Source organism: Verrucosispora sp. NA02020 (assembly GCF_013364215.1).
Taxonomy (GTDB): domain Bacteria; phylum Actinomycetota; class Actinomycetes; order Mycobacteriales; family Micromonosporaceae; genus Micromonospora.
Genome location: NZ_CP054923.1, coordinates 1327786 through 1348485 on the forward strand (window position 1 = coordinate 1327786; position 20700 = coordinate 1348485).

The 20700-nt window shown below is 72.9% G+C and carries 19 protein-coding genes; 14 read left to right on the forward strand and 5 right to left on the reverse strand.

Translation table 11 applies throughout. The features are described 5' to 3' along the window. Nucleotides 1-57 precede the first annotated feature (57 nt). From HUT12_RS32680 to HUT12_RS05765, 5 genes are all read left to right on the forward strand, one after another. The gene (locus tag HUT12_RS32680; RefSeq protein WP_254876725.1) at nucleotides 58-1206 is read left to right on the forward strand and encodes an acyltransferase; all 1149 of its coding nucleotides are present in this window, start codon (nucleotides 58-60) and stop codon (nucleotides 1204-1206) included. Then, nucleotides 1149-2213: a threonine/serine dehydratase gene (locus HUT12_RS32685; RefSeq protein WP_254876726.1), complete on the forward strand. Its 1065-nt coding sequence runs from the start codon at nucleotides 1149-1151 to the stop codon at nucleotides 2211-2213. The genes HUT12_RS32680 and HUT12_RS32685 overlap by 58 nt, the downstream gene beginning before the upstream one ends. After that, nucleotides 2210-3358: a D-alanine--D-alanine ligase family protein gene (locus tag HUT12_RS05755; protein WP_254876727.1), complete on the forward strand. Its 1149-nt coding sequence runs from the start codon at nucleotides 2210-2212 to the stop codon at nucleotides 3356-3358. Before HUT12_RS32685 ends, HUT12_RS05755 begins: the two co-directional genes overlap by 4 nt. Further along, nucleotides 3355-3990, forward strand: a complete 636-nt coding sequence (locus HUT12_RS05760; protein WP_176092718.1) for a M15 family metallopeptidase — start codon at nucleotides 3355-3357, stop codon at nucleotides 3988-3990. The genes HUT12_RS05755 and HUT12_RS05760 overlap by 4 nt, the downstream gene beginning before the upstream one ends. A 121-nt stretch (nucleotides 3991-4111) precedes the next feature. Beyond that, entirely contained in the window at nucleotides 4112-4792 is a 681-nt protein-coding gene (locus HUT12_RS05765; protein WP_176092719.1) for a hypothetical protein, read from the forward strand. A 58-nt stretch (nucleotides 4793-4850) separates the two neighbouring features. On the opposite strand, the gene gabT is transcribed toward HUT12_RS05765, so the two are convergent. Together gabT and HUT12_RS05775 are read right to left on the reverse strand one after the other, a co-directional pair. After that, a complete protein-coding gene (gene gabT / locus HUT12_RS05770) occupies nucleotides 4851-6152 on the reverse strand; it encodes a 4-aminobutyrate--2-oxoglutarate transaminase (RefSeq protein WP_236145940.1) in 1302 nt (433 codons plus the stop codon). A 4-nt stretch (nucleotides 6153-6156) separates the two neighbouring features. Further along, nucleotides 6157-7593, reverse strand: a complete 1437-nt coding sequence (locus HUT12_RS05775; protein WP_131055769.1) for a gamma-aminobutyraldehyde dehydrogenase — start codon at nucleotides 7591-7593, stop codon at nucleotides 6157-6159. 140 nt (nucleotides 7594-7733) lie between these two features. On the opposite strand from HUT12_RS05775, the gene HUT12_RS05780 reads away from it, so the two are divergent. Next, complete coding sequence (locus tag HUT12_RS05780; RefSeq protein WP_176092720.1) at nucleotides 7734-9173, forward strand: aldehyde dehydrogenase family protein; 1440 nt, start codon at nucleotides 7734-7736, stop codon at nucleotides 9171-9173. Between the two features lie 6 nt (nucleotides 9174-9179). Here the strand turns inward: HUT12_RS05780 and HUT12_RS05785 are convergent, their stop codons facing one another. After that, nucleotides 9180-10289, reverse strand: a complete 1110-nt coding sequence (locus tag HUT12_RS05785; protein ID WP_254876728.1) for a YwqJ-related putative deaminase — start codon at nucleotides 10287-10289, stop codon at nucleotides 9180-9182. Between the two features lie 211 nt (nucleotides 10290-10500). Between HUT12_RS05785 and HUT12_RS05790 the strand changes: the two genes are divergently transcribed. From HUT12_RS05790 to ahcY, 7 genes are all read left to right on the forward strand, one after another. Continuing rightward, nucleotides 10501-11454 carry a hypothetical protein gene (locus tag HUT12_RS05790; RefSeq protein WP_176092721.1) on the forward strand — a complete coding sequence of 318 codons (954 nt, stop codon included), beginning with the start codon at nucleotides 10501-10503 and terminating at the stop codon, nucleotides 11452-11454. A 70-nt stretch (nucleotides 11455-11524) separates the two neighbouring features. After that, on the forward strand, nucleotides 11525-12904 hold the full coding sequence (locus HUT12_RS05795; RefSeq protein ID WP_176092722.1) for a phosphomannomutase/phosphoglucomutase: 1380 nt from the start codon (nucleotides 11525-11527) through the stop codon (nucleotides 12902-12904). 62 nt (nucleotides 12905-12966) lie between these two features. Beyond that, the gene (locus tag HUT12_RS05800) at nucleotides 12967-13149 is read left to right on the forward strand and encodes a Trm112 family protein (protein ID WP_013731721.1); all 183 of its coding nucleotides are present in this window, start codon (nucleotides 12967-12969) and stop codon (nucleotides 13147-13149) included. Then, nucleotides 13146-14342, forward strand: a complete 1197-nt coding sequence (locus HUT12_RS05805; protein ID WP_131053897.1) for an SIS domain-containing protein — start codon at nucleotides 13146-13148, stop codon at nucleotides 14340-14342. The genes HUT12_RS05800 and HUT12_RS05805 overlap by 4 nt, the downstream gene beginning before the upstream one ends. 79 nt (nucleotides 14343-14421) lie before the next feature. Then, nucleotides 14422-15375 carry a cation diffusion facilitator family transporter gene (locus HUT12_RS05810; protein ID WP_131053896.1) on the forward strand — a complete coding sequence of 318 codons (954 nt, stop codon included), beginning with the start codon at nucleotides 14422-14424 and terminating at the stop codon, nucleotides 15373-15375. Nucleotides 15376-15378: 3 nt separating this feature from the next. Beyond that, nucleotides 15379-16542: a mannose-6-phosphate isomerase, class I gene (manA, locus tag HUT12_RS05815; protein ID WP_176092723.1), complete on the forward strand. Its 1164-nt coding sequence runs from the start codon at nucleotides 15379-15381 to the stop codon at nucleotides 16540-16542. 290 nt (nucleotides 16543-16832) lie between these two features. Beyond that, a complete protein-coding gene (ahcY, locus tag HUT12_RS05820) occupies nucleotides 16833-18332 on the forward strand; it encodes an adenosylhomocysteinase (protein WP_176092724.1) in 1500 nt (499 codons plus the stop codon). Nucleotides 18333-18447: 115 nt separating this feature from the next. Here the strand turns inward: ahcY and HUT12_RS05825 are convergent, their stop codons facing one another. Beyond that, the gene (locus HUT12_RS05825) at nucleotides 18448-18606 is read right to left on the reverse strand and encodes a hypothetical protein (RefSeq protein ID WP_162854366.1); all 159 of its coding nucleotides are present in this window, start codon (nucleotides 18604-18606) and stop codon (nucleotides 18448-18450) included. Then, nucleotides 18606-19682, reverse strand: a complete 1077-nt coding sequence (locus HUT12_RS05830) for an RDD family protein (protein WP_254876729.1) — start codon at nucleotides 19680-19682, stop codon at nucleotides 18606-18608. Before HUT12_RS05830 ends, HUT12_RS05825 begins: the two co-directional genes overlap by 1 nt. A 41-nt stretch (nucleotides 19683-19723) precedes the next feature. On the opposite strand from HUT12_RS05830, the gene HUT12_RS05835 reads away from it, so the two are divergent. Continuing rightward, a complete protein-coding gene (locus tag HUT12_RS05835) occupies nucleotides 19724-20692 on the forward strand; it encodes a stage II sporulation protein M (protein ID WP_176092725.1) in 969 nt (322 codons plus the stop codon). Nucleotides 20693-20700 lie beyond the last annotated feature (8 nt).

Below are 20700 nucleotides of genomic sequence, written 5' to 3' on the forward strand. Positions count from 1 at the left end.
GTCCCGTCCCTCGGCATGCCCGAAAACGTCACCACCGCGTGGGAGAGGAGCACCCCGGTGCGTACCCGTGACCACCTCGCGCCCGTCACCGGCGCCCGCCCGGCCGGCGAACGGTGGGACTGGGCGGACGTCGCCAAGGGCGGCTGCATCCTGCTGGTCCTGCTCTGGCACGTGATCATGAAGGACTACCTCCAGATCGACTGGCGGCTGGACGTGCCGGTGGCGGGGGCCTGGGGGACGTTCGGCGAACTGCTGCTGCCGATGCGGATGCCGCTGTTCTTCACCATCTCCGGGATGTTCGCGGCCACCGCGGTGCAACGGCCGTGGCGGGCCGTCGGCCGTCCGCGCATCGCCAGGTTCCTCTACCTGTACGCGGTCTGGCTGCTGATCCACACCGCCCTGCTGGCCCTCGCGCCGGACTTCCCGACCGACCGGGCGACCGGCCCGGGGGAACTGCTGGCACAGCTGACGGTCAGCCCGTCCAACCTCTGGTACCTGTACGCGCTGGCGCTCTACTTCGTACTCGCCAAGGCGTTGCGCCGGGTCCACCCGGCGCTGCTGCTGGCCGCGGCGGGCGCGCTGAGCGCGGTCGCCGCGGTGGGGCTGCTCGACACCCCCGGCAACCGGGGCGGGCTCTACCAGAACCTGGTGTTCTTCCTCGCCGGCCTGCACCTGCGTCGCCATGTGCGGCGGTGGTCGGCGGCGGTGACCGGTCGACGTCTGCTGCTGGCGGTCGGCGGATACCTCGCCGTGCTGGCCGCCGTGCGGGTGACCGGTGCCGGGCGGCTGCCGGGGGTGACGCCGCTGGTCTCGGTCGTCGCGGTGCTGGCCGGCATCGCCCTGGCGGTGCAACTGGCCCGGTGGCCGCTGGTCCGCGAGCCGCTGGCCGCGCTGGGCCGGCAGACGCTGCCGATCTATGTGATCCACATGCCGGTGCTGGCCCTCCTGCACCGAATGATCGCCGAGCCCATCGCCGACCTGGGTGACTCCGCCCGGCTCGCGTTGGCCTTCGGCTACCCGTTCTCGCTCACCGTCCTGGTGCTGGCGCTCAGCCTCGGCCTGCACCGGGCGCTGCTGGCGGCACGTGCGACCTGGCTGTTCGACCTGCCGGCTCGCCGATCGCCGATCGAATCGACAAGGGAGACGACATGTTCCACACCGATCCGCCCGAACCCGCCGATCCCGGTCGGCCCTCGGTCGACGTGACGGCGGCGGCGCGGTGGCTCGACGGCCAGGTGCTGCGTACCCCGCTGCTGCGGTCCCCGGTGATCGACCGCCTGGTCGGGGCGCGGGTGCTGCTCAAGGCGGAGAACCTGCAGACCGGTGGCTCGTACAAGATGCGGGGCGGGTTGTACGCGGTGGGGCGGCTCGCCGCCGCCGGGCACACCGGTGTGGTCGCGCAGAGCACCGGCAACCACGCGGTCGCGGTCGCGCTGGCGGCGCGCCGGCACGACATGGCCGCCACGGTGGTGTTGCCGGTCGACGCGACGCCGTCGAAGGTGGCGCGGGCCCGGGGGGCCGGTGCCCGGGTGGTCCTGGTCGGCTCCACCGTGGAGGAACGGCTGGCGGTCGCGCGCCGGATCAGCGACGAGACCGGTCATCCGATCGTCGACGCGTACGACCACCCGGACGTGATCTCCGGGCAGGGCAGCGCAAGTCTCGAAATGATCGAGGACGCCGAGCGGGCGGGCACACCGCTGGACACCCTGATCGTGCCGGTCGGTGGGGGCGGCGGCGTCGCCGGTGCCTGCCTGGCCGCGTCCGACCGGCCCATCGACGTGTACGGCGTGGAGCCGGTCGGCTGCGACTCCCTGGCGCACAGCCTGGTCGCCGGTCGACCGACGCCGGTCCGGCCGGCGCCGACGATCGCCGACGGGCTGCGGCCGTCCTGCGTCGGCGAACTGCCCTTCGACATCCTGCGCACCCGCCTGCGCGGGGTGGTCCGGGTGGACGACGAGGAGATCGCGGCAGCGTTCCGGCTGCTCCTGATGGAGCTGAAGGTGCTGGCCGAGCCCTCCGGAGCGGCCGGTCTGGCCGGTGCCCTCTGTCTCGCCGCCGACGGCGCGACGCGGGTGGTCGCCGGCACCGCCGCACCGGGCAGCGGCTCTCGACCGCGCACGGTCGGCGTGGTGCTGACCGGCGGAAACGTGGAAGCGGACCTGGTCGCCCGGCTGGCGACCCCGGTCCTGCCCAGACAAGGAGTGGCGGCATGAGCGAGCGGGGCGGCGGTATGAGCGCGGAAGTACGGATCGGGGTCCTGTTCGGTGGGCCGTCGGCGGAGCACGACGTCTCCTGCGCCTCGGCGCTCGGGGTGGCGCGGGCGCTGTCCGGTGGCGGGTACCGGGTCGTCGCCATCGGGGTGACCCGCAGCGGTCGGTTCCGGCTGATGCCGGACGACGTGCTGCGTCAGTTCCTGGACGGCACCGGCGGGGAACGGGCCATCGACGACCGGTTCACGGTGACCGGCCCGGCCGTGGAGTTGCGGGCGGGGTGGCGGCGTGGCACGGCACTGGTCACCGCGGCGGACCCGCCGGGTGCGGTGCAGGCCGAACTGGACGTGGTCTTCCCGGTGCTGCACGGCCCGTTCGGCGAGGACGGTGTGGTGCAGGGGCTGCTCGAATCGCTCGGTGTGCCGTACGCGGGCTGCGGCATCCTCGCCTCGGCGGTCGGCATGGACAAGGTGGCCATGAAGCGGGCGCTGCGTGCCGAGGGGGTGCCGGTCACGCCGTACGTCTCCTTCGACGCGTCGACCTACCGGGCCGCCGAGGACCCGGAGAAGCTGGTGGTCGAGCTGCGCCGGCCGCTGTTCGTCAAGCCGGCCCGGATGGGTTCCTCGATCGGGATCTCCCGGGTGGGTGACGGCGACGACCTGGCGGCGGCGGTGGAGGAGGCGCTGCGGCACGACAACCTGGTCATCGTGGAGCAGGGGGTCACCGCGCGGGAACTGGAGTGCGGCGTACTCGGTGGGAGCCACCCGGAGGCGTCGGCGGTCGGTGAGGTCACGGTCAGCGGCGGCTGGTTCGACTACCGGCAGAAGTACTTCGGCGACAGCGACCCGATGGTGGTCCCCGCCTCGCTGCCGGACGAGGTGACCGAGCGGATCCGGGAGTTGTCGCTGCGCGCGTTCGCCGCGATCGGCGGCTGGGGGTTGGCCCGGGTCGACTTCCTCTATGACGAGGAAGCCGGCGAGCTGTACGTGAACGAGCTGAACACCATGCCCGGCTTCACCGCGCACTCGATGTATCCGAAGGTGTGGGCGGAGAGCGGCGTCGGCTACCGGGAGATCGTGGACCGGCTGGTCGCGTTGGCGGTCAGCCGGCACGCGGAGCGTCCCGGCGGCACGGGGGAGGCGCCGTGATCCTGCTCTGCGATCCGCGCGTCGCGGCGGTGCCCGGTGCCGACGACGGCGAGCCTCTCGTCGACCTGCGCGGGATCCCGGAACTGCGGTTGGACGGGCGGGCGGCCGACCCCGACGGTGCGTACGCGCGACTGCGCAAGGGGGTAATGGAGCGGTTGCTGGCCGCGCAGGACGCCCTGCCAGACGGGCTCCGCCTGCTGGTGATCGAGGGGTACCGGCCGTACCGGTCGCAGTGGGAGATCTTCACCGGCTACCACGACGAGCTGCGGCGGGCGCATCCTGACTGGTCGCCGGAGCGGGTGTACGAGGAGACCACGAAGTTCGTCTCACCGGTCGAGGTGGCGCCGCACAGCACCGGTGGTGCGGTGGACCTGACGCTCTGCACCGCCGACGGGGTGGAGGTCGACATGGGTACGGCGGTCGACGCCACCCCGGAGGCGAGCGGGAACGCCTGCTTCACCGCCGCGCCGACGATCGGTGCTCTGGCCCGCCGGAACCGTCGCATCCTGGTCGACGCGTTGACCGGCGTGGGCCTGGTCAACTACCCGACCGAGTGGTGGCACTGGTCGTACGGCGACCGCTACTGGGCACTGCTGACCGGAGCGCCGCACACCTGCTACGGACCGGTGTGACCGGTCTGCCGCAGGGTTCACCCGAAACTTTGTTTTCGATACGCGTCACGCCGGTGAACTGGGTAGCGCTCCCAGCCCGTACCGACCCCTGAACGCAGGCGGGGAGTAACGGGAGGCGACAGTGAGGCTGCAACGGAAGCACGTGTTGGCGGCGGGGGTGGCGGTGGTCGCCGCGGCGACCGTGGCGGTGGGCACCGGGCTCGGGTTCGCCGACAGCGGCCCGGCCGGGCAGAGCGCCTGCTCCGGCTCGATCACATTCTCGGCGGAGGGCGGCGAACCGGGCGCCACCAGCGACCGGTTCCCGGTCGGCACCCGGTTGCGGGTGACCAACCTGGACAACGACAGGTCGGCGGAGGTGACCGTGGTCGGCCCCTCCGGCAGCTGTGTGCTGCTCAACTCCGCCGCGATGGAACTGGTCCGCGAGCCGGGTCGGAACGTCATCCGGCGCAACCTCGTCGAGCGGCTGGACGGCCCGGCGGCACGGCCGGACACCGTAGCGCCGAGCGGGCCCGCCGACCGGCCCGGCTCGTTCTCCCCGCCGGCCGCCCGACCCGGTACGGCGTCGGCCTGCCCGGGCCCGATCACCTTCTTCGAGGAGGCGGCCGGACCGGGCGCCACCAGCGACCGGTTCCCGGTCGGCACCCGGTTGCGGGTCACCAACCTGGACAACGACCGGGCGACCACGGTGACGGTGACCGGCCCGTCGGCGAGCTGCGTGCTGCTCAACTCCGCCGCGATGGAGCAGATCCGCGAGCCGGGCAAGAACCTCGTCCGCAACAACGTCGTCGAGGTGTTGCGCTGAGCTGAGATGTAAGGAGGGGTCCCCTGCTATACACGAGGCGTTAGCAGGGGACCCTTCCTTACACGAAGGCGGCGTCGAGGATGTCGAGCCCACGGGTGAGGTCGGCGTCGGAGATCACCAGCGGGGGCAGGAAACGCAGCACGTTGCCGTAGGTGCCGCAGGTCAGGGTGAGCAGACCGGCGGCGTGGCAGGCGGCCGAGATCGCCGACGCGGCGGCCGGGTCCGGGGTCAGGGTGCCCGGCTGCACCAGTTCGACGGCGAGCATCGCGCCCCGACCGCGTACCTCGGCGATCCGGGGATCGCGTGCGGCGATGCTCCGCAGCCGGTCCGTCATGGTCGCGCCGATCCGCCGGGCGGCGGCGGCCAGGTCCAGCTCGTGCAGGGTCTCGATGGTGGCCAGCGCGGCGGCGCAGGCGATCGGGTTGCCGCCGTACGTGCCGCCGAGGCCGCCCACGTGCACCGCGTCCATCAGCTCCGCCCGCCCGGTCACGGCGGCCAGCGGCAGCCCACCGGCGATGCCCTTGGCGAGCGTGATCAGGTCCGGTTCGACGCCCTCGTGCTGGCAGGCGAACCAGTCGCCGGTGCGGCAGAAGCCGGTCTGGATCTCGTCGGCCACGAAGACCACCCCGGCCGCCGTCGCCCAGGTGCGCAGCGCGGGCAGAAACCCGTCCGCGGGTACGACGAATCCGCCCTCGCCCTGGATCGGCTCGATCAGCAGCGCGGCGACGTTCTCGCCGCCGACCTGTTTCTCCACCATCTCGATCGCCCGGGCGGCGGCGGTGGCGCCGTCGAGCCCGCCGTCGCGCAGCGGGTACGACATCGGCACCCGGTACACCTCACCGGCGAACGGCCCGAACCGGTGCTTGTAGGGCATGTTCTTCGCGGTCAACGCCATGGTCAGGTTGGTCCGGCCGTGGTAGGCGTGGTCGAAGACCACCACCGCCGGCCGCCCGGTGGCGTGCCGGGCGATCTTCACGGCGTTCTCCACCGCCTCGGCACCGGAGTTGAACAGTGCCGACCGCTTCTCGAAGGCACCCGGGGTCACTGCGTTGAGGCGCTCGCAGACCGCCACGTACGACTCGTACGGGGCGACCATGAAACAGGTGTGGGTGAAGCGTTCGACCTGGGCGCGTACCGCCTCGACCACCCGGGGCGCGGAGTTGCCGACGTTGGTGACGGCGATGCCGGCGGCGAAGTCGATCCACTCCCGACCGTCGACGTCGGTGAGCAGGCCACCCGAGGCACTGTCGACGTAGGAGGAGATCACGCTGCCCACACCCCGGGCCACGGCGGCGCCCCGCCGCACGTGCAGTGCGTGCGAGGCCGGTGCCGGCGGCACCGGCCCACTTCCGACGCTCACCGGCTCAGCCCTCGATGTTGTGCATGACGTGCTTGAGCCGGGTGTAGTCCTCCAGGCTGTAGACCGAGAGGTCCTTGCCGTGCCCGGAGTGCTTGAACCCGCCGTGCGGCATCTCGGAGACGAACGGGATGTGGGTGTTCACCCAGACGCAGCCGAAGTCCAGCCGTCGGGTCATCCGCATGGCCCGGCCGTGGTCCCGGGTCCAGACCGAGGCGGACAGGCCGTAGTCGACGCCGTTGGCCCAGCGCACCGCCTCGTCCTCGTCGGAGAAGCGCTGCACGGTGATGACCGGCCCGAACACCTCGTCCTGGATGATCTCGTCCTGCTGGCGCAGGCCGGAGACGACGGTGGGCGCATAGAAGTAGCCGCGCTCACCCACCTGCGTACCACCGGTCTGGACGGCGGCGTGGTCGGGCAGGCGGTCGACGAAACCGCGTACCCGGGCGAGCTGGTTGGCGTTGTTCAGCGGGCCGTAGAGCACGTCCTCGTCGTCCGGCGCGCCGGTGCGGGTGTTGCGGGCCTGCTCGGTCAGGGCGGCGACGAAGTCGTCGTGCACGCCGGGGCCGGTGAGCACCCGGGTCGCGGCGGTGCAGTCCTGGCCGGCGTTGAAGTAGCCGCCGGTCGCGATGGCCTCGGCCGCCGCCGCGACGTCCGCGTCGTCGAAGACCACCACCGGTGCCTTGCCGCCCAGTTCCAGGTGGGTGCGCTTGAGGTCGGGGGCGGCGGCTGCGGCCACCTCCATGCCGGCCCGGGTGGAGCCGGTGATCGACACCAGTTGCGGGGTGGGGTGCGCGACGAGGGCCCGCCCGGTGTCGCGGTCGCCGCAGACCACGTTGAACACACCCGGCGGCAGGTACTCGGCGGCGATCTCCGCCAGCAGCAGCGTCGACACCGGCGTGGTGTCCGACGGCTTGAGCACCACCGTGTTGCCGGCGGCGAGCGCCGGGGCGATCTTCCAGACCGCCATCATCAGCGGGTAGTTCCAGGGCGTGACCTGGGCGCAGACTCCGATCGGCTCGCGCCGCACGTACGAGGTGTGCCCGGCCATGTACTCGCCGGCCGACCGTCCCTCCAACAGCCGGGCCGCCCCGGCGAAGAAGCGGAACTCGTCCACGGCCGGCGGCAGTTCCTCGTCGGCGGTGAGCTGCCGGGGCTTGCCGGTGTTGCGGACCTCGGCGTCGACCAGGTCGGCGGCCCGCGCCTCGACCGCGTCGGCGAGCTTGAGCAGGGCCTTCTGTCGCTCGGCCGGAGTGCTGTCCCGCCAGCTCTCGAAGGCGGTCGCGGCGGCCTTCATGGCCGCGTCGACGTCGGCGGCGCCGGAGACCGGGGCCTGGGCGAACGCCTCCCCGGTGCAGGGGTCGATCAGGTCGGCGTAGCCGCCGTCGGCCGGCTCGACGTACTCGCCGTCGACGAAGTTGCGCAGCTTCTGCTTGTCACTCATGGCTGGATCACTCCGAGGGGTCCGGGGTCGCGCTGCGGCGGTTATCGCAATCTTCGTGCCATCTTCGCTACTGAATTCGCGGCAGACAAGGTCTAGCGCGACCGTTTCCGTGGGCGGCTGCCGGAGTTACGCTGCGATACGTGGAACCCACCCCGTTCTTCGTCGCCGGCCGTCCCGCCCACGGTGCCGGCGAACTGACCGTGCACCACCCGTACGACGGCCGGACGGTGGGGCGTACCACCCTCGCCACCGCCGAGCAGGTCGAGGCTGCGGTGGCGGCGGCGGCCGAGGTGGCCGCGACCGCCGCCGAACTGCCCGCGCACGCCCGCGCCACGGCGCTGGACCACGTCTCACGTCGGCTCGCCGAGCGGGCCGAGGAGGTAGCCGCGCTGATCACCGCCGAGAACGGCAAGCCGGTCAAGTGGGCCCGGGCCGAGGTGGGCCGGGCGGTCTCCACCTTCCGGTGGGCGGCCGAGGAGGCCCGGCGCTTCTCCGGCGAGCTGCAACGGCTCGACACCGACCCGGCCGCCACCGGCCGCATCGCCCTGGTGCGACGGGTGCCGAAGGGCCCGGTGCTGGGCATCACCCCGTTCAACTTCCCGCTGAACCTGGTGGCGCACAAGGTCGCCCCGGCCGTCGCGGTCGGCGCGCCGGTGCTCGTCAAACCGGCCCCGGCCACGCCGCTGACCGCCCTGCTGCTCGGCGAGATCCTGGCCGAGACCGACCTGCCGGCCGGGATGTTCTCGGTGCTGCCGCTGCCCAACGACCGGGCCGCCGAGCTGGTCACCGACCCCCGGCTGCCGGTCGTCTCGTTCACCGGCTCGGGTCCGGTCGGCGCGGCGATCCGCCGGGCGGTGCCCGACAAGCACGTCACGCTGGAACTGGGCGGCAACGCGGCGGTGCTGATCTGCGCGGACTGGGCCGAGGACGCCGACCTCACCGTCGCCGCGCAGCGGATCGCCACCTTCTCCAACTACCAGGCCGGGCAGTCCTGCATCGCGGTGCAGCGGGTCTTCGTCCACGAGTGGCTCTACGACGGCTTCCTGCCCCGCCTGGTCGCGGCCGTGCGGGAACTGCGGACCGGTGACCCCGCCGACCCGGCCACCGACGTGGGCCCGCTGGTCTCCGAGGAGGCGGCCCGCCGGGTGGAGGCGTGGGTGGACGAGGCGGTGACCGCCGGGGCCGCCGTCGAGACCGGGGGCCGCCGGTCCGGGGCGACGTACCCGCCGACGGTGCTGAGCGGGGTGCCCCACACGGCGAGGGTCCGCGCCGAGGAGGTGTTCGGGCCGGTGCTCGTGGTGGACCGGGTCACCGACGACGAGGCCGGCTTCGCGGCGGTCAACGACTCGGCGTACGGGCTCCAGGCCGGTGTCTTCACCCGACGGCTGGACGTCGCCTTCGCGGCGGCGCGGACGCTGGAGGTGGGCGGGGTGATCGTCGGTGACGTGCCGTCGTACCGGGCCGACCAGATGCCGTACGGCGGAGTGAAGGGGAGCGGGGTGGGACGGGAGGGGCTGCGCAGCGCCATGGACGACTACACCGACCCCCGGGTCACCGTCCTCACCGGTCTCCGGCTGTAGCGCGCCTCACCAGGAGCCGTCGTCGCGTACCCGCGCCGGGGCGCGACCGGACAGCAGGGTGACCAGGGCGGCGTCCAGGTCCGCGCCGAGGAACCACTCGCCGGCCTGGTCCAGCGCGAAGACCCGGCCCCGCTCGTCCACCGCGAGGATGCTGTGCTGCTCCTCGGTGCCGATCGGAAGCAGCCGTGCCCCGATCACCGCCCCGAAGTCGGCGAGCGAGTCGGCGGAGTGCGCGACCTGACGCGCCCGCAGCTCGAACGGGGAGATCCAGACCTGCTGACCCGGTCCGCGTCGGGTGCTGGACAGGTGAGGCGAGTCGGTGAGGTCGGTGTCGACGACCTCCGGCGGAGACCGGCCCGGGACGGGATCCGGTGCCTCGGCGGGCGGCCGGGGCGCGAGCTGGTCCCGGGCGGTGCCCGGCAGGACGCCGAAGTCCACCAGCAGGGCCAGACACGAGTCGCAGGGCCTCCCGGCCGGACCGGCGTGCGGATCCGTCGGCTCACGGACCCGGAACACCTCGACGCGGGCCGACGCCAGCAGGCCCTTGGCGTCGCCCAGGCACATCGGGGCGATGCCCTCGGCGGCACGGAGGTGGTCGTGGTGGTGCAGCACGTCGGAGACGACCACGACCTCCGCGTGCCGTTCGGCACCACGGACCAGGTGCCCGGCCGGCAGCCCGTCCAGGTACTCGTCGAGCAGCGGATGGAGGTGCAGCGGCAGGTCGCCCTTCGCGCCCCGGGCGGTGAAGATCCGTCCCTCGACGGTGAGGTGCGCGGTGACGGTCGGCGTGGGCGACCGGTGCACCTCCCGCATGAGCTGACCGGCCGGGTCCACCGTGCGTGGCACCGGCGGCCCGCTCGGGCGGCTGCGTCGGTAGAGCCGCTGGACCACCTCGGTCGCCACCCGGGGCCAGGTGCTCACCTCGCCGGTGTGCTTGTCGACCACGGTCGCCGGCAGGTCGCCGGGGAGCGCTCCGGCCGGTGTCGGGACGGTGGAGGTGATCACGTAGCCGAGGTCGAACTCGGTGACCGATGGACGACACTCGTGCCCGAGTCGTACCGAGTCGCGACGGGCCCACACCGCAGCGATCTGCTCGGCCTGCTCGCGGTCGATCACACGGGGAATTTACCGGAGAAGCACACTTTCGTGGCACTCCGTACGGTTGTTGTGACCCAGAGTGAGTCGCGTCGTGCCCTCGGTGACGGCTCGGCGTACCGGCGTCGGCGTGATGCGCCCCACCTGCGGGGTGCTCGCCGACCGGCCGGGGTCGTGCCCCGGTAGTAGCCTGACCGCGGTCCCCCGTCAGGGGGAAGAACGGTGGGTGATCATGTCGGTACGTCGCCTCGCGACGCTCTGCGTGCCCCTGGGTGGCCTGGTGGTGCTCGGTGGCGCGCCGGCTCGCGCCGACGCGGACGGGGTGCGCTCCGTCCAGGCCGTCGAGCAGTCCTCCGGCGGATCGCCGGTGATGTACTTCGGCGTCGGCATGGTCGTCCTCGGCGTCCTGCTCATCGCGCTCTTGATCGTCCGGTCCCGGAAGGACCGGCGGCAGCGTCAGGACCGGGTCGAGATCCCGCTGCCGCGCAACCCGGGCGGCACCACCTACCGCTCCGGCGCGAGTCACGGCGCCGCGTCCGTGCCGCCAGGTCCGGGTGCCGCGCCGCCGATGCCGCCGGGCACGGTCGTCGCGCCGCCGATGCCGCCGGGTGGGGTCGTGCCACCGCCGGTGCCGCCGGGCCGGGGTGTTCCGCCGGTGCCGCCCGGCCCGGTGCCGCAGGCGTCTCCCGGGCACGTGTACGGCACCGCACGGCCCGCCGCGCCCCGGGTCTACGGCGCCCCGGCGTCGCCGCGCCCGTCCGGCGGTCTGTACGGCGCCCGGCCGGAGCCTGGTGACCAGCCCCACGCGTCACCACCGGCCGCCACCGGCTCCGCGATTCCGCCGGTCTCGGCTCCGCCCGTGTCGGGCTACCCGGTGGTCTCGCCGGTGTCGGCCCCGCCCGTGGTCCCGCCCGTCTCGGCCCCGCCCGTGTCCGGCTACCCGCCGGTGTCGGCTCCGCCCGTGTCGGCTCCGCCCGTGTCGGGATACCCGCCGGTGTCGGGCTACCCGGTGGTCTCGCCGGTATCGGCCCCGCCGGTGATCCCCCCGGTGTCGGCGCCGCCGACGGCCCCGCCGGTCTCGGCGCCCCCGGTGGCGTCGACCTCGGGCCAGACCGGGTCTGCGGCGGTGCCGGGACGGCCGGAGGGCGGGGACGAAGACGAACCGGGGCGCGGGCTCTCCGGCTGAGCCGGGACGGGGCCCGGCGCTCCGTTACGCTCAGGTGCGTTGACCGACCTGCGGCCGAGGAGTGGAACCGGTGTCTGATCTGTCCCAGATCGTGAAGGCTTACGACGTCCGTGGGACGGTGCCGGACCAGTGGGACGAGCGGGTGGCAGGTGCTCTGGGCACCGCCTTCGCGCAGATGCTCGACGAGGCCGGCCCGCCCGGCGAGGCCGTCCTGATCGGGCACGACATGCGGGCCTCCGGGCCGAAGCTGGCCGAGGCCTTCGCCACCGGCGTACGCGCCGAGGGGCGCCCGGTCATCGAGATCGGACTCGCCTCGACGGACATGGTCTACTACGCCTCCGGCGCGCTCGGGCTGCCCGGCGCGATGTTCACCGCCAGTCACAACCCGGCGCAGTACAACGGCATCAAGATGTGCCACGCGGGTGCCCGTCCAGTCGGACAGGACAGCGGGCTGGCCGAGGTCCGGGACCGGGCACAGGCCCTGCTCGACAAGGACGAGCCGCTCGGTGAGCCGAGCGCCCCGGTCGAGCGCCGGGATCTGCTCGCCGCGTACGCCGCACACCTGCGCACGCTGGTGGACCTCTCCGGCATCCGGCCGCTGACCGTGGTGGTCGACGCGGGCAACGGCATGGGCGGGCACACCGTGCCGAGCGTGCTCGGTGACGCCGCGTTGTCGGCGCTGCCGCTGCGGATCGTGCCGCTCTATTTCGAACTCGACGGCACCTTCCCGAACCACGAGGCCAACCCGCTCGACCCGGCCAACCTGGTCGACCTGCAACGCGCCGTGGTGGCGCACGGCGCCGACATCGGGCTGGCGTTCGACGGTGACGCGGACCGCTGCTTCGTCGTCGACGAGCGCGGCGAGCCGGTCTCGCCCTCGGCGATCACCGCGCTGGTCGCGGCCCGGGAACTGGCCCGGCACCCCGGCTCCACGGTGATCCACAATCTGATCACCTCGCGCGCCGTACCGGAGATCATCCGGGAGCACGGCGGCGAACCGGTGGTGGCCCGGGTCGGGCACTCGTTCATCAAGGCCGAGATGGCCCGCACCAACGCCGTTTTCGGTGGCGAGCACTCGGCGCACTACTACTTCCGGGACTTCTGGTTCGCCGACACCGGGATGCTGGCCGCGATGCACACCCTGGCGGCGCTCGGCGAGCAGCCGCTGCCGCTGTCCACGCTGGCCGCCGAGTACGAGCGGTACGTTGCCTCGGGGGAGATCAACTCCACCGTACGGGACCAGGCCGCGAAGGTGGACGAGGTGCGGGCCGCGTACCCGGACGCCGAGGTCGACGAGTTGGACGGCCTCACGCTGCGCTTCCCCGACGGGGCGTGGCTCAACCTGCGTGCCTCCAACACCGAGCCGTTGCTGCGGCTCAACGTGGAGGCACCGACCGCCGAGCGGATGACCGCCCTGCGCGACGACGTGCTGGCCGTGGTTCGCCGATAGGATCGCTCGCGCCGGTCGGCACCGTCGATCGGTGAAGCCGCATACGTGGAAGGAGCCGCGCAGTGGCCCTCGACCCGCAGTTGCTGGAAATCCTCGCCTGCCCGGACACACACCATGCACCGCTCGACTACGACGCGCAGGCCCAGACGCTGACCTGCACGGAGTGCGGCCGGATCTTCGAGGTCCGTGACGACGTGCCGGTGCTGCTGCTGGACGAGGCGCGCGGCCCTGCGGAGCGGTCGTGATCGACGGAACGGCCGGCGTCAGCGGCCACCGCCATGCCGACGACCGGCTCCTCGACGACCCGCAGGCGCTGGCCGAGCGGGATCCGGGCGGGATGCTGCGGCACACCGCCTCGGCCGGCGCACAGGTCCGCGAGTCGGCGGCCCTGGCCGCCGAGGCCAACCTCGGCGTCCTCGGCGACGACGGACGACCCCGGGCGGTCGTCATCGCCGGCATCGGCACGGCCGGGCGGACCGGTGACGTGCTGGCCACCGTGGCCGGGCCACGGTGTCCGGTGCCGGTCATCGCGCACCGCAGCGCGGGCGTACCCGGCTGGGTCGGCGCGGCCGACGTGGTGATCGCGATCAGCGCCTCCGGGCGCAGCCCCGAGGCGCTCGGCGCGGCCGAGGCCGCCCACCGTCGCGGGGCCCGACTGGTCGCGGTGGCCCCACCGGACTCGCCGCTGCACTCGGTGGCCGAGCGGGCCCGTTCCCCGTTCATCCCGGTGCCGAGGCGGGCCCCGGCCCGGGCCAGCCTCTGGGGGCTCACCGTGCCGGTCCTGATGGCCGCGCGGGCCCTCGGCCTGGTCAAGGTGAACGAGGCGGACCTGGCCGAGACGGCGGCCCGGCTGGACGCCGACGCCGACCGATGCCGGCCGACCGCCGAGTCCTTCGTCAACCCGGCGAAGTCGCTGGCGCTCGGCCTGGCCGGGTCGATCCCGATCGTCTGGGGATCGTCGCCGCTGGCGTCGGTCGCCGCCCGCCGTTTCGGCGACACGCTCTCCGCCAACGCCCGGTACCCGGTGGTCACCGGCGCGCTCGGCGAGGCGGGCCGGGGACGCGTCGGTCTGCTCGACGGCGTGTTCGGCGGCCTCGCGGAGGGGGACCGGGACATCTTCGCCGACCCGGACGACGCCGAGGACGGGGACACCCGGCTGCGGTTGGTCCTGCTGCGCGACGGGGGTCTGAACGCCGAGGACGACACCGACGAGCCGCACGCGGTCGAGGAACGACGCGCGGAGGCGGTGCAGACCCTCGCCGAGCGACGTGGCGTACGGTGCGACGTGGTCACCGCCGAGGGCGGCTCGGCGCTGGAACGACTGGCCTCCCTGGTGGCGGTGCCCGACTTCGCGTCGATCTATCTGGCGCTGGCGCACGGCCTGGACCCGATGGCGGTGCCGGCGATCACCGAGATGAAGGAGCTGTCCAACCAGTGAGCGAGCGCAGCGAGCGAGCCGGCCGGCCCGGTGACCCGGCTCCTCGCACCGGCTGCTCACGTCGCGGGAGATCCGGGGCGTGAGCAGCCAGGGTGGCACACGGGCGATCGTCGCGGCGCTGCTGGCCAACCTCGGCATCGCGGTGACGAAGTTCGTCGCGTACCTGCTGACCAGTTCGTCGTCGATGCTGGCCGAGTCGATCCACTCGGTCGCCGACACCGGCAACCAGGCGCTGCTCCTGCTCGGCGGCAAGCGGGCCCGCCGGGCGGCCACGCCGCAGCACCCCTTCGGCTACGGCCGGGAGCGCTACGTCTACGCCTTCCTGGTCTCGATCGTGCTGTTCAGCCTCGGTGGTCTCTTCGCGCTCTACGAGGCCTGGCACAAGTGGTCCGACCCACACGGCATCACCAGTTGGCAGTGGGTGCCGGTGACGGTGCTGCTGGTCGCCATCGTGCTGGAGTCCTTCTCCTTCCGCACCGCCATCGTCGAGTCGAACCTGGTCCGGGGACGGGAGTCGTGGACCAGGTTCATCCGCCGCTCCAAGGCGCCCGAGCTGCCGGTGGTGCTGCTGGAGGACTTCGGCGCGCTGGTCGGTCTGGTCTTCGCCCTGTTCGGGGTGGGTATGACGCTGGCGACCGGGGACGGCCGGTGGGACGCGGCCGGCACCGCGATGATCGGGTTGCTGCTGGTGACCATCGCGGTGGTGCTGGCGATCGAGACCAAGAGCCTGCTGCTCGGCGAGGGAGCGGAACCGAGCGAGGTGGCCGCCATCGAGCAGGCGGTCACCGCCGGTCCGGAGGTGGAGCGGATCATCCACATGAAGACCCTCTACCTCGGTCCCGAGGAGTTGTTGGTGGCCGCGAAGGTCGCGGTGGCGCGCTGCGAGACCGCCGAGGAGGTGGCTCGGAACATCGACGCGGTGGAGGCCCGGATCCGGGCCGCCGTGCCGGTGGCCCGGGTGATCTATCTGGAGCCGGACGTGTATCACGCGGATGCGGGGCCGGCGGAGGCGTCCGGTCGACGGGAGAGCTGACCGGTGGAACTGCTGCACGGACCGATCAAGGACTACGCCTGGGGCTCCCGCTCGGCGATCGCCGCACTCCAGGGGCGGCCGGTGCCCAGCGACGGGCCGGAGGCAGAGCTGTGGCTGGGCGCGCATCCGGGCGCGCCGGCCACCGTGTCGCGGGCGGACGGTCCGGCGACGTTGATCGACGTGCTCACCGTCGACCCGGGCCGGTGGCTCGGCCAGCCGGCGATCGACCGGTTCGGCGTACGCCTGCCGTTCCTGCTCAAGGTGCTGGCGGCGGAGGCACCGCTCAGCCTTCAGGCGCACCCGGACGCGGAGCAGGCCCGGGCCGGTTATGCCGCCGAGTACGCCCAGGCCGATGGGGTGCGCAACTACGTCGACCCGTTCCACAAGCCGGAGTTGCTGGTGGCGCTCGGGCCGATGGAGGCGTTGTGCGGGTTCCGGGACCCGGCGGTCTCGGCGAAGGTGCTGGCCGGGTTGGGCGTACCGGAGCTGCGGCCGGTGCTGGACGCGTTGAGTGCCGGGCCGGCGGGCCTGGCCGAGGCGGTCCGCACGCTGTTGACCTGGCCGGAGGCGGAGCGGGAGGCGCTGGTGACGGCGGCCCGGACGGCGGCGGTGACCGGCCCCGACGCCGACCTGGTGGCGATGCTGGCGCAGACCTATCCGGCCGACCCGGGGGTGCTGGTCGCGCTGCTGCTGAACCGGGTACGCCTGGCCGAGGGCGAGGCGATCTGGATGCCGGCCGGCAATCTGCACGCCTACCTGCGGGGCACCGGCGTGGAGGTGATGGCGGCCAGTGACAACGTGCTGCGTGGTGGCCTCACCCGCAAGCACGTCGACGTGGCCGAACTGCTGCGGGTGCTCCGGTTCGAGGTGCTGGACGAGCCGGTGGTGCCGTCACGACCGGTCTCCGACGGGGTGGTGACCTGGCCGGTGCCGGTGCCGGACTTCGCGTTGCACCGGGTGACCGTGCGGGGCGACCGGCCCGGGGTGACGCTCACCGTGCCGGGGCCGCGCGTCCTGCTCTGCACCATCGGGGAGGTCACCGTGGCCGACGCCGTCGCGCCGGTGACGCTGGGTCGTGGGCGGGCCGCGGTGGGGCCGGCCGACGGTGGTGCGCTGACGGTGCGCGGCGCGGGCGAGGTCTTCGTCGCCTCGACCGGCTCACTCTGATCCCGGCAGTCCAGGATCCGCGCATCCCGCTGAACCGGCAAGTCCGACTTTCCCGAAATCGCTTGACTCGCGTCTAGCGCAGTGTGACTCTATGGGTGCGCAGCGTTATCGCGACGAAGGTCCGAGAACGCGCGGGGAACCAAACCGGGGGGATGCACGGGGCGGGCGGGACTGGGCGGCACACGTCCACGACCGACCGCCCCGTGTGCTGTCCGCAACCAGGCCGTCCCGCAGCGGACAGCGCGCGTAAGGTTGGTGGTTGCGCAGCACATCGTCCGACAGGAGCATTCATGACCAGCACCCTCCCGGCGTCCGGCAGCGGAACGTCGTCCGAGGCCCGCCCGCGTACCCTCGCCGAGGGCGACTACAAGGTGGCAGACCTGTCGCTCGCCGAGTTCGGGCGCAAGGAGATCCGTCTCGCGGAGCACGAGATGCCCGGCCTGATGGCGATCCGTCGTGAGTTCGCCGAGGCGCAGCCGCTCGCGGGCGCCCGGATCACCGGCTCGCTGCACATGACGATCCAGACCGCCGTCCTCATCGAGACCCTGGTCGCGCTCGGCGCGCAGGTCCGCTGGGCGTCCTGCAACATCTTCTCCACCCAGGACCACGCCGCCGCCGCGATCGTGGTCGGCCCGGACGGCACCCCCGACGCACCCTCCGGTGTCCCGGTCTACGCCTGGAAGGGCGAGACGCTGGAGGAGTACTGGTGGTGCACCGAGCAGGTGCTGGCCTGGCCGGACGGGCACGGGCCCAACATGATCCTCGACGACGGCGGCGACGCCACCCTGCTGGTGCACAAGGGTGCCGAGTTCTCCAAGGCCGGCGCGGTGCCGCCGGTCGAGTCCGCCGACTCCGAGGAGTACGCGGTCATCCTCGGCCTGCTGCACCGGACGATCGCCGAGGACGGCGGACGCTGGACCCGGATCGCGGCCGACATCAAGGGCGTGACCGAGGAGACCACCACCGGTGTGCACCGGCTCTACGAGATGCACCGCAACGGCACGCTGCTCTTCCCGGCCATCAACGTCAACGACTCGGTGACCAAGAGCAAGTTCGACAACAAGTACGGCTGCCGCCACTCGCTCATCGACGGCATCAACCGCGCCACCGACGTGCTGATCGGCGGCAAGATGGCGGTCGTGCTCGGCTACGGCGACGTGGGCAAGGGCTGCGCCGAGTCGCTGCGCGGCCAGGGCGCCCGGGTCGTGGTGACCGAGGTCGACCCGATCTGCGCGCTCCAGGCGGCGATGGACGGCTACCAGGTCGCCACCCTGGAGGACGTCGTCGAGCAGGCGGACATCTTCATCACCGCCACCGGTTGCTTCGACGTGATCACCAACGAGCACATGGCCCGGATGAAGCACCAGGCCATCGTCGGCAACATCGGTCACTTCGACAACGAGATCGACATGGCCGGTCTGGCCAAGCGCTCGGACGTCACCCGGGAGAACATCAAGCCGCAGGTCGACCTCTGGACGTTCGACGACGGGCACTCGATCATCGTGCTCTCCGAGGGTCGTCTGCTGAACCTGGGCAACGCCACCGGTCACCCGAGCTTCGTGATGTCGAACTCGTTCGCCAACCAGACGATCGCCCAGATCGAGCTGTTCACCAAGACCGACGAGTACCCGATCGGCGTGTACGTGCTGCCCAAGCACCTGGACGAGAAGGTCGCGCGGCTGCACCTGGGCGCGCTCGGCGCCAAGCTGACCACGCTCACCAAGGTGCAGGCCGAGTACCTCGGCATCAGCCAGGAGGGCCCGTTCAAGCCGGACCACTACCGCTACTGACCGACGCGTACCGGGCCGGGTCGACCTCAGGTCGGCCCGGCCCGGTCGTTCGTCTTTGGGCCGGGTCAACGGGGCCGGCGGCCCCACGGCCAGCCGAGTCAGCGCGGCACGTGGGTCAGCGGGGCGGGTTCTGGCGGCGGGTGGGCCGGACCCAGGTCCAGACGCACCAGGCCAACCAGGTCAGCGAGACCACCGCTGCCAGGCTGCGCAGACGCAGCGCGCTGAGCAGCAGCACCAGCCCGAGCACGGCCAGCCACGGCAACAGACCCCTCATCAGGTCCTCCCGGGTGTGCCCTGGACACCGGGCACCGGCGTCTGGTCGGACTCGACGAGCGTGGACGGTCGTACCGCCGGCCGGTTCTGGGTCGGCACCGGCGCTCGCGGCGGTTCCGGCGGGACGGCGCCCGGATGCCCGGGGACGGCGGGCCGTGGCCACGGTACGCCGAGCGGCGCGCTTGCCGGACCGTCCGGCCGGTCGGCGTGCGGCAGCAGGCCGAGCCGGGGCCAGAGTGCGGCGGTGAGCACCCGTTCCTCGGCCAGCCGGTGCCGGGCCCGCCGGTGCCGTTCACCGAGCACGGCGGCCAGGTAGACCGCCGCCGGCAGTCCGCCCGGTGGCGGCGGGGTGATCACCGTGGCGACCTCCCGCCACAGCCGCGACGCCAGGTCGTCGGAGGCCGCACCGGTGAACAGGTGGGCCCGGGCCAGGTACTGCCGGGTGGCCAGCGCCAGCTTCGGATCGAGCCGGCTCAGGTCCAGGGTGTACGTCCACTCCCGCAACGCCGGCACGGTGGCCGGGACCGGACGCCAGGACGTCGCGGTGCGGGTGTGCACGACCAGGGTGCCCGCCACCAGGTCACCGAGACGCCGCCCCCGGGTGTCGCTGAGCATCACCGTGACCCCGGCCACCCAGGACAGCAGCGGCAGCACCAGACCGGGCCACTCGACGGCCACCCCGACCAGCGCCCGGGCCAACGACTGGCGCAGCCCGACCGGGGCGCCGTCGACGCTCACCACCCGCAACCCCACCGCCGCCTTGCCGGGGGTCCGGCCGTGGTGGAGCTGCTCGAACAGCACCGGGTAGCCCACCAGCAGCAGCACCACCCCGATGGTGAGCAGCGCCCGTTCGGTGGCCGCGTCGATCGCGCCGTGCGGCAGGGCGGCCAGACCCAACCCGACGAGCGCGGCCAGCAGCAGGCCGAACAGCAGTTGGATCAGCACGTCGAGCAGCAGCGCGAGCACCCGCGAGCCGATCCGGGCGGCCCGTACGTCCAGCTCCACCGCCTCACCGCTGACCAGCTCGGCGTCGCCCCAGGCCGGGGCGTTCCACGGTCGCGATGCTGCTGTGCTCACCCGCACAGTGAACACTATGATCGCGCGGACGGGGGTGGACGGTGGATCTCGACGCGTACGTCGCCGAGCACGGCGGGGAGTGGCGCCGGCTGGACCAGCTCTCCGGCCGCCGACGACTGACCGTCGACGAGGTCGACGAACTGGTCGCGCTCTACCAGCGGGCCACCACCCAGCTCTCCATGCTGCGCAGTCGCTCGCCCGATCCGGCGCTGGTCGGTCAGCTCTCCCAGGTGGTGCTCCGGGCGCGGGCGCGCCTCACCGACCGGCCGCGTCCCTCGTGGGCGATCGTCCGGCGGTTCGTGCTGGTGGACTTCCCCGGTGCGGTCTGGCGCGCGGCACCCTGGTGGTGCGCGGTGGCGACCGCCTTCACGCTGCTCACCTTCACCCTGATCGGGTTCGTGGCGGACAATCCGGAGACGGCGGCGGCGTTCGTCGGCGAGGCGGAGGCCGCCCACCTGGTCGAGTCCGGCTTCGCCGGCTACTACACCGAGTTCTCCGCGCCGACCTTCGCCTTCCACCTCTGGACGCACAACGCCTGGCTGGCCGCCAAGTGCCTGGCGGCGGGTGTGCTGGTCGTCCCGGTGGTGTATCTGCTGTGGCAGAACGTGGTGAACATCGGCGTGGTCGGCGGCGTCATGGTCGGGTACGGCCGGGGGGACGTCTTCTTCGGCCTGATCACCCCGCACGGGCTGCTGGAACTGACCGGGGTGTTCGTGGCCGCCGGAGTCGGGTTGCGTCTCGGGTGGGCGTGGATCGCGCCGCCGGAGCAGCTCACCCGGGGACAGGCGGTGGCCCGGGCGGGTCGCGACGGCGTCGTGGTCGCCCTCGGCCTGGTGGTGGTCTTCGCGATCTCGGCGCTGATCGAAGCCTTCGTCACCCCCGCCCCGGTGCCGACGGCTCTGCGTATCGCCGTCGGCGCCACCGCCTGGCTCGCCTTCCTCACGTACGTCTTCGTGCTCGGCTCCCGGACCAGGGGCGCCGCTGGCGATTCTCCTGCCGTGCAGCACTGAGGCGGGTG

Coding starts and splice junctions, on each gene's coding strand:
- HUT12_RS32685 (WP_254876726.1), top strand. CDS start 1,149: ATGTTCCACACCGATCCGCCCGAACCCGCCGATCCCGGTCGGCCCTCG.
- HUT12_RS05755 (WP_254876727.1), top strand. CDS start 2,210: ATGAGCGAGCGGGGCGGCGGTATGAGCGCGGAAGTACGGATCGGGGTC.
- HUT12_RS05775 (WP_131055769.1), bottom strand. CDS start 7,593: ATGAGTGACAAGCAGAAGCTGCGCAACTTCGTCGACGGCGAGTACGTC.
- HUT12_RS05790 (WP_176092721.1), top strand. CDS start 10,501: ATGTCGGTACGTCGCCTCGCGACGCTCTGCGTGCCCCTGGGTGGCCTG.
- ahcY (WP_176092724.1), top strand. CDS start 16,833: ATGACCAGCACCCTCCCGGCGTCCGGCAGCGGAACGTCGTCCGAGGCC.
- HUT12_RS05825 (WP_162854366.1), bottom strand. CDS start 18,606: ATGAGGGGTCTGTTGCCGTGGCTGGCCGTGCTCGGGCTGGTGCTGCTG.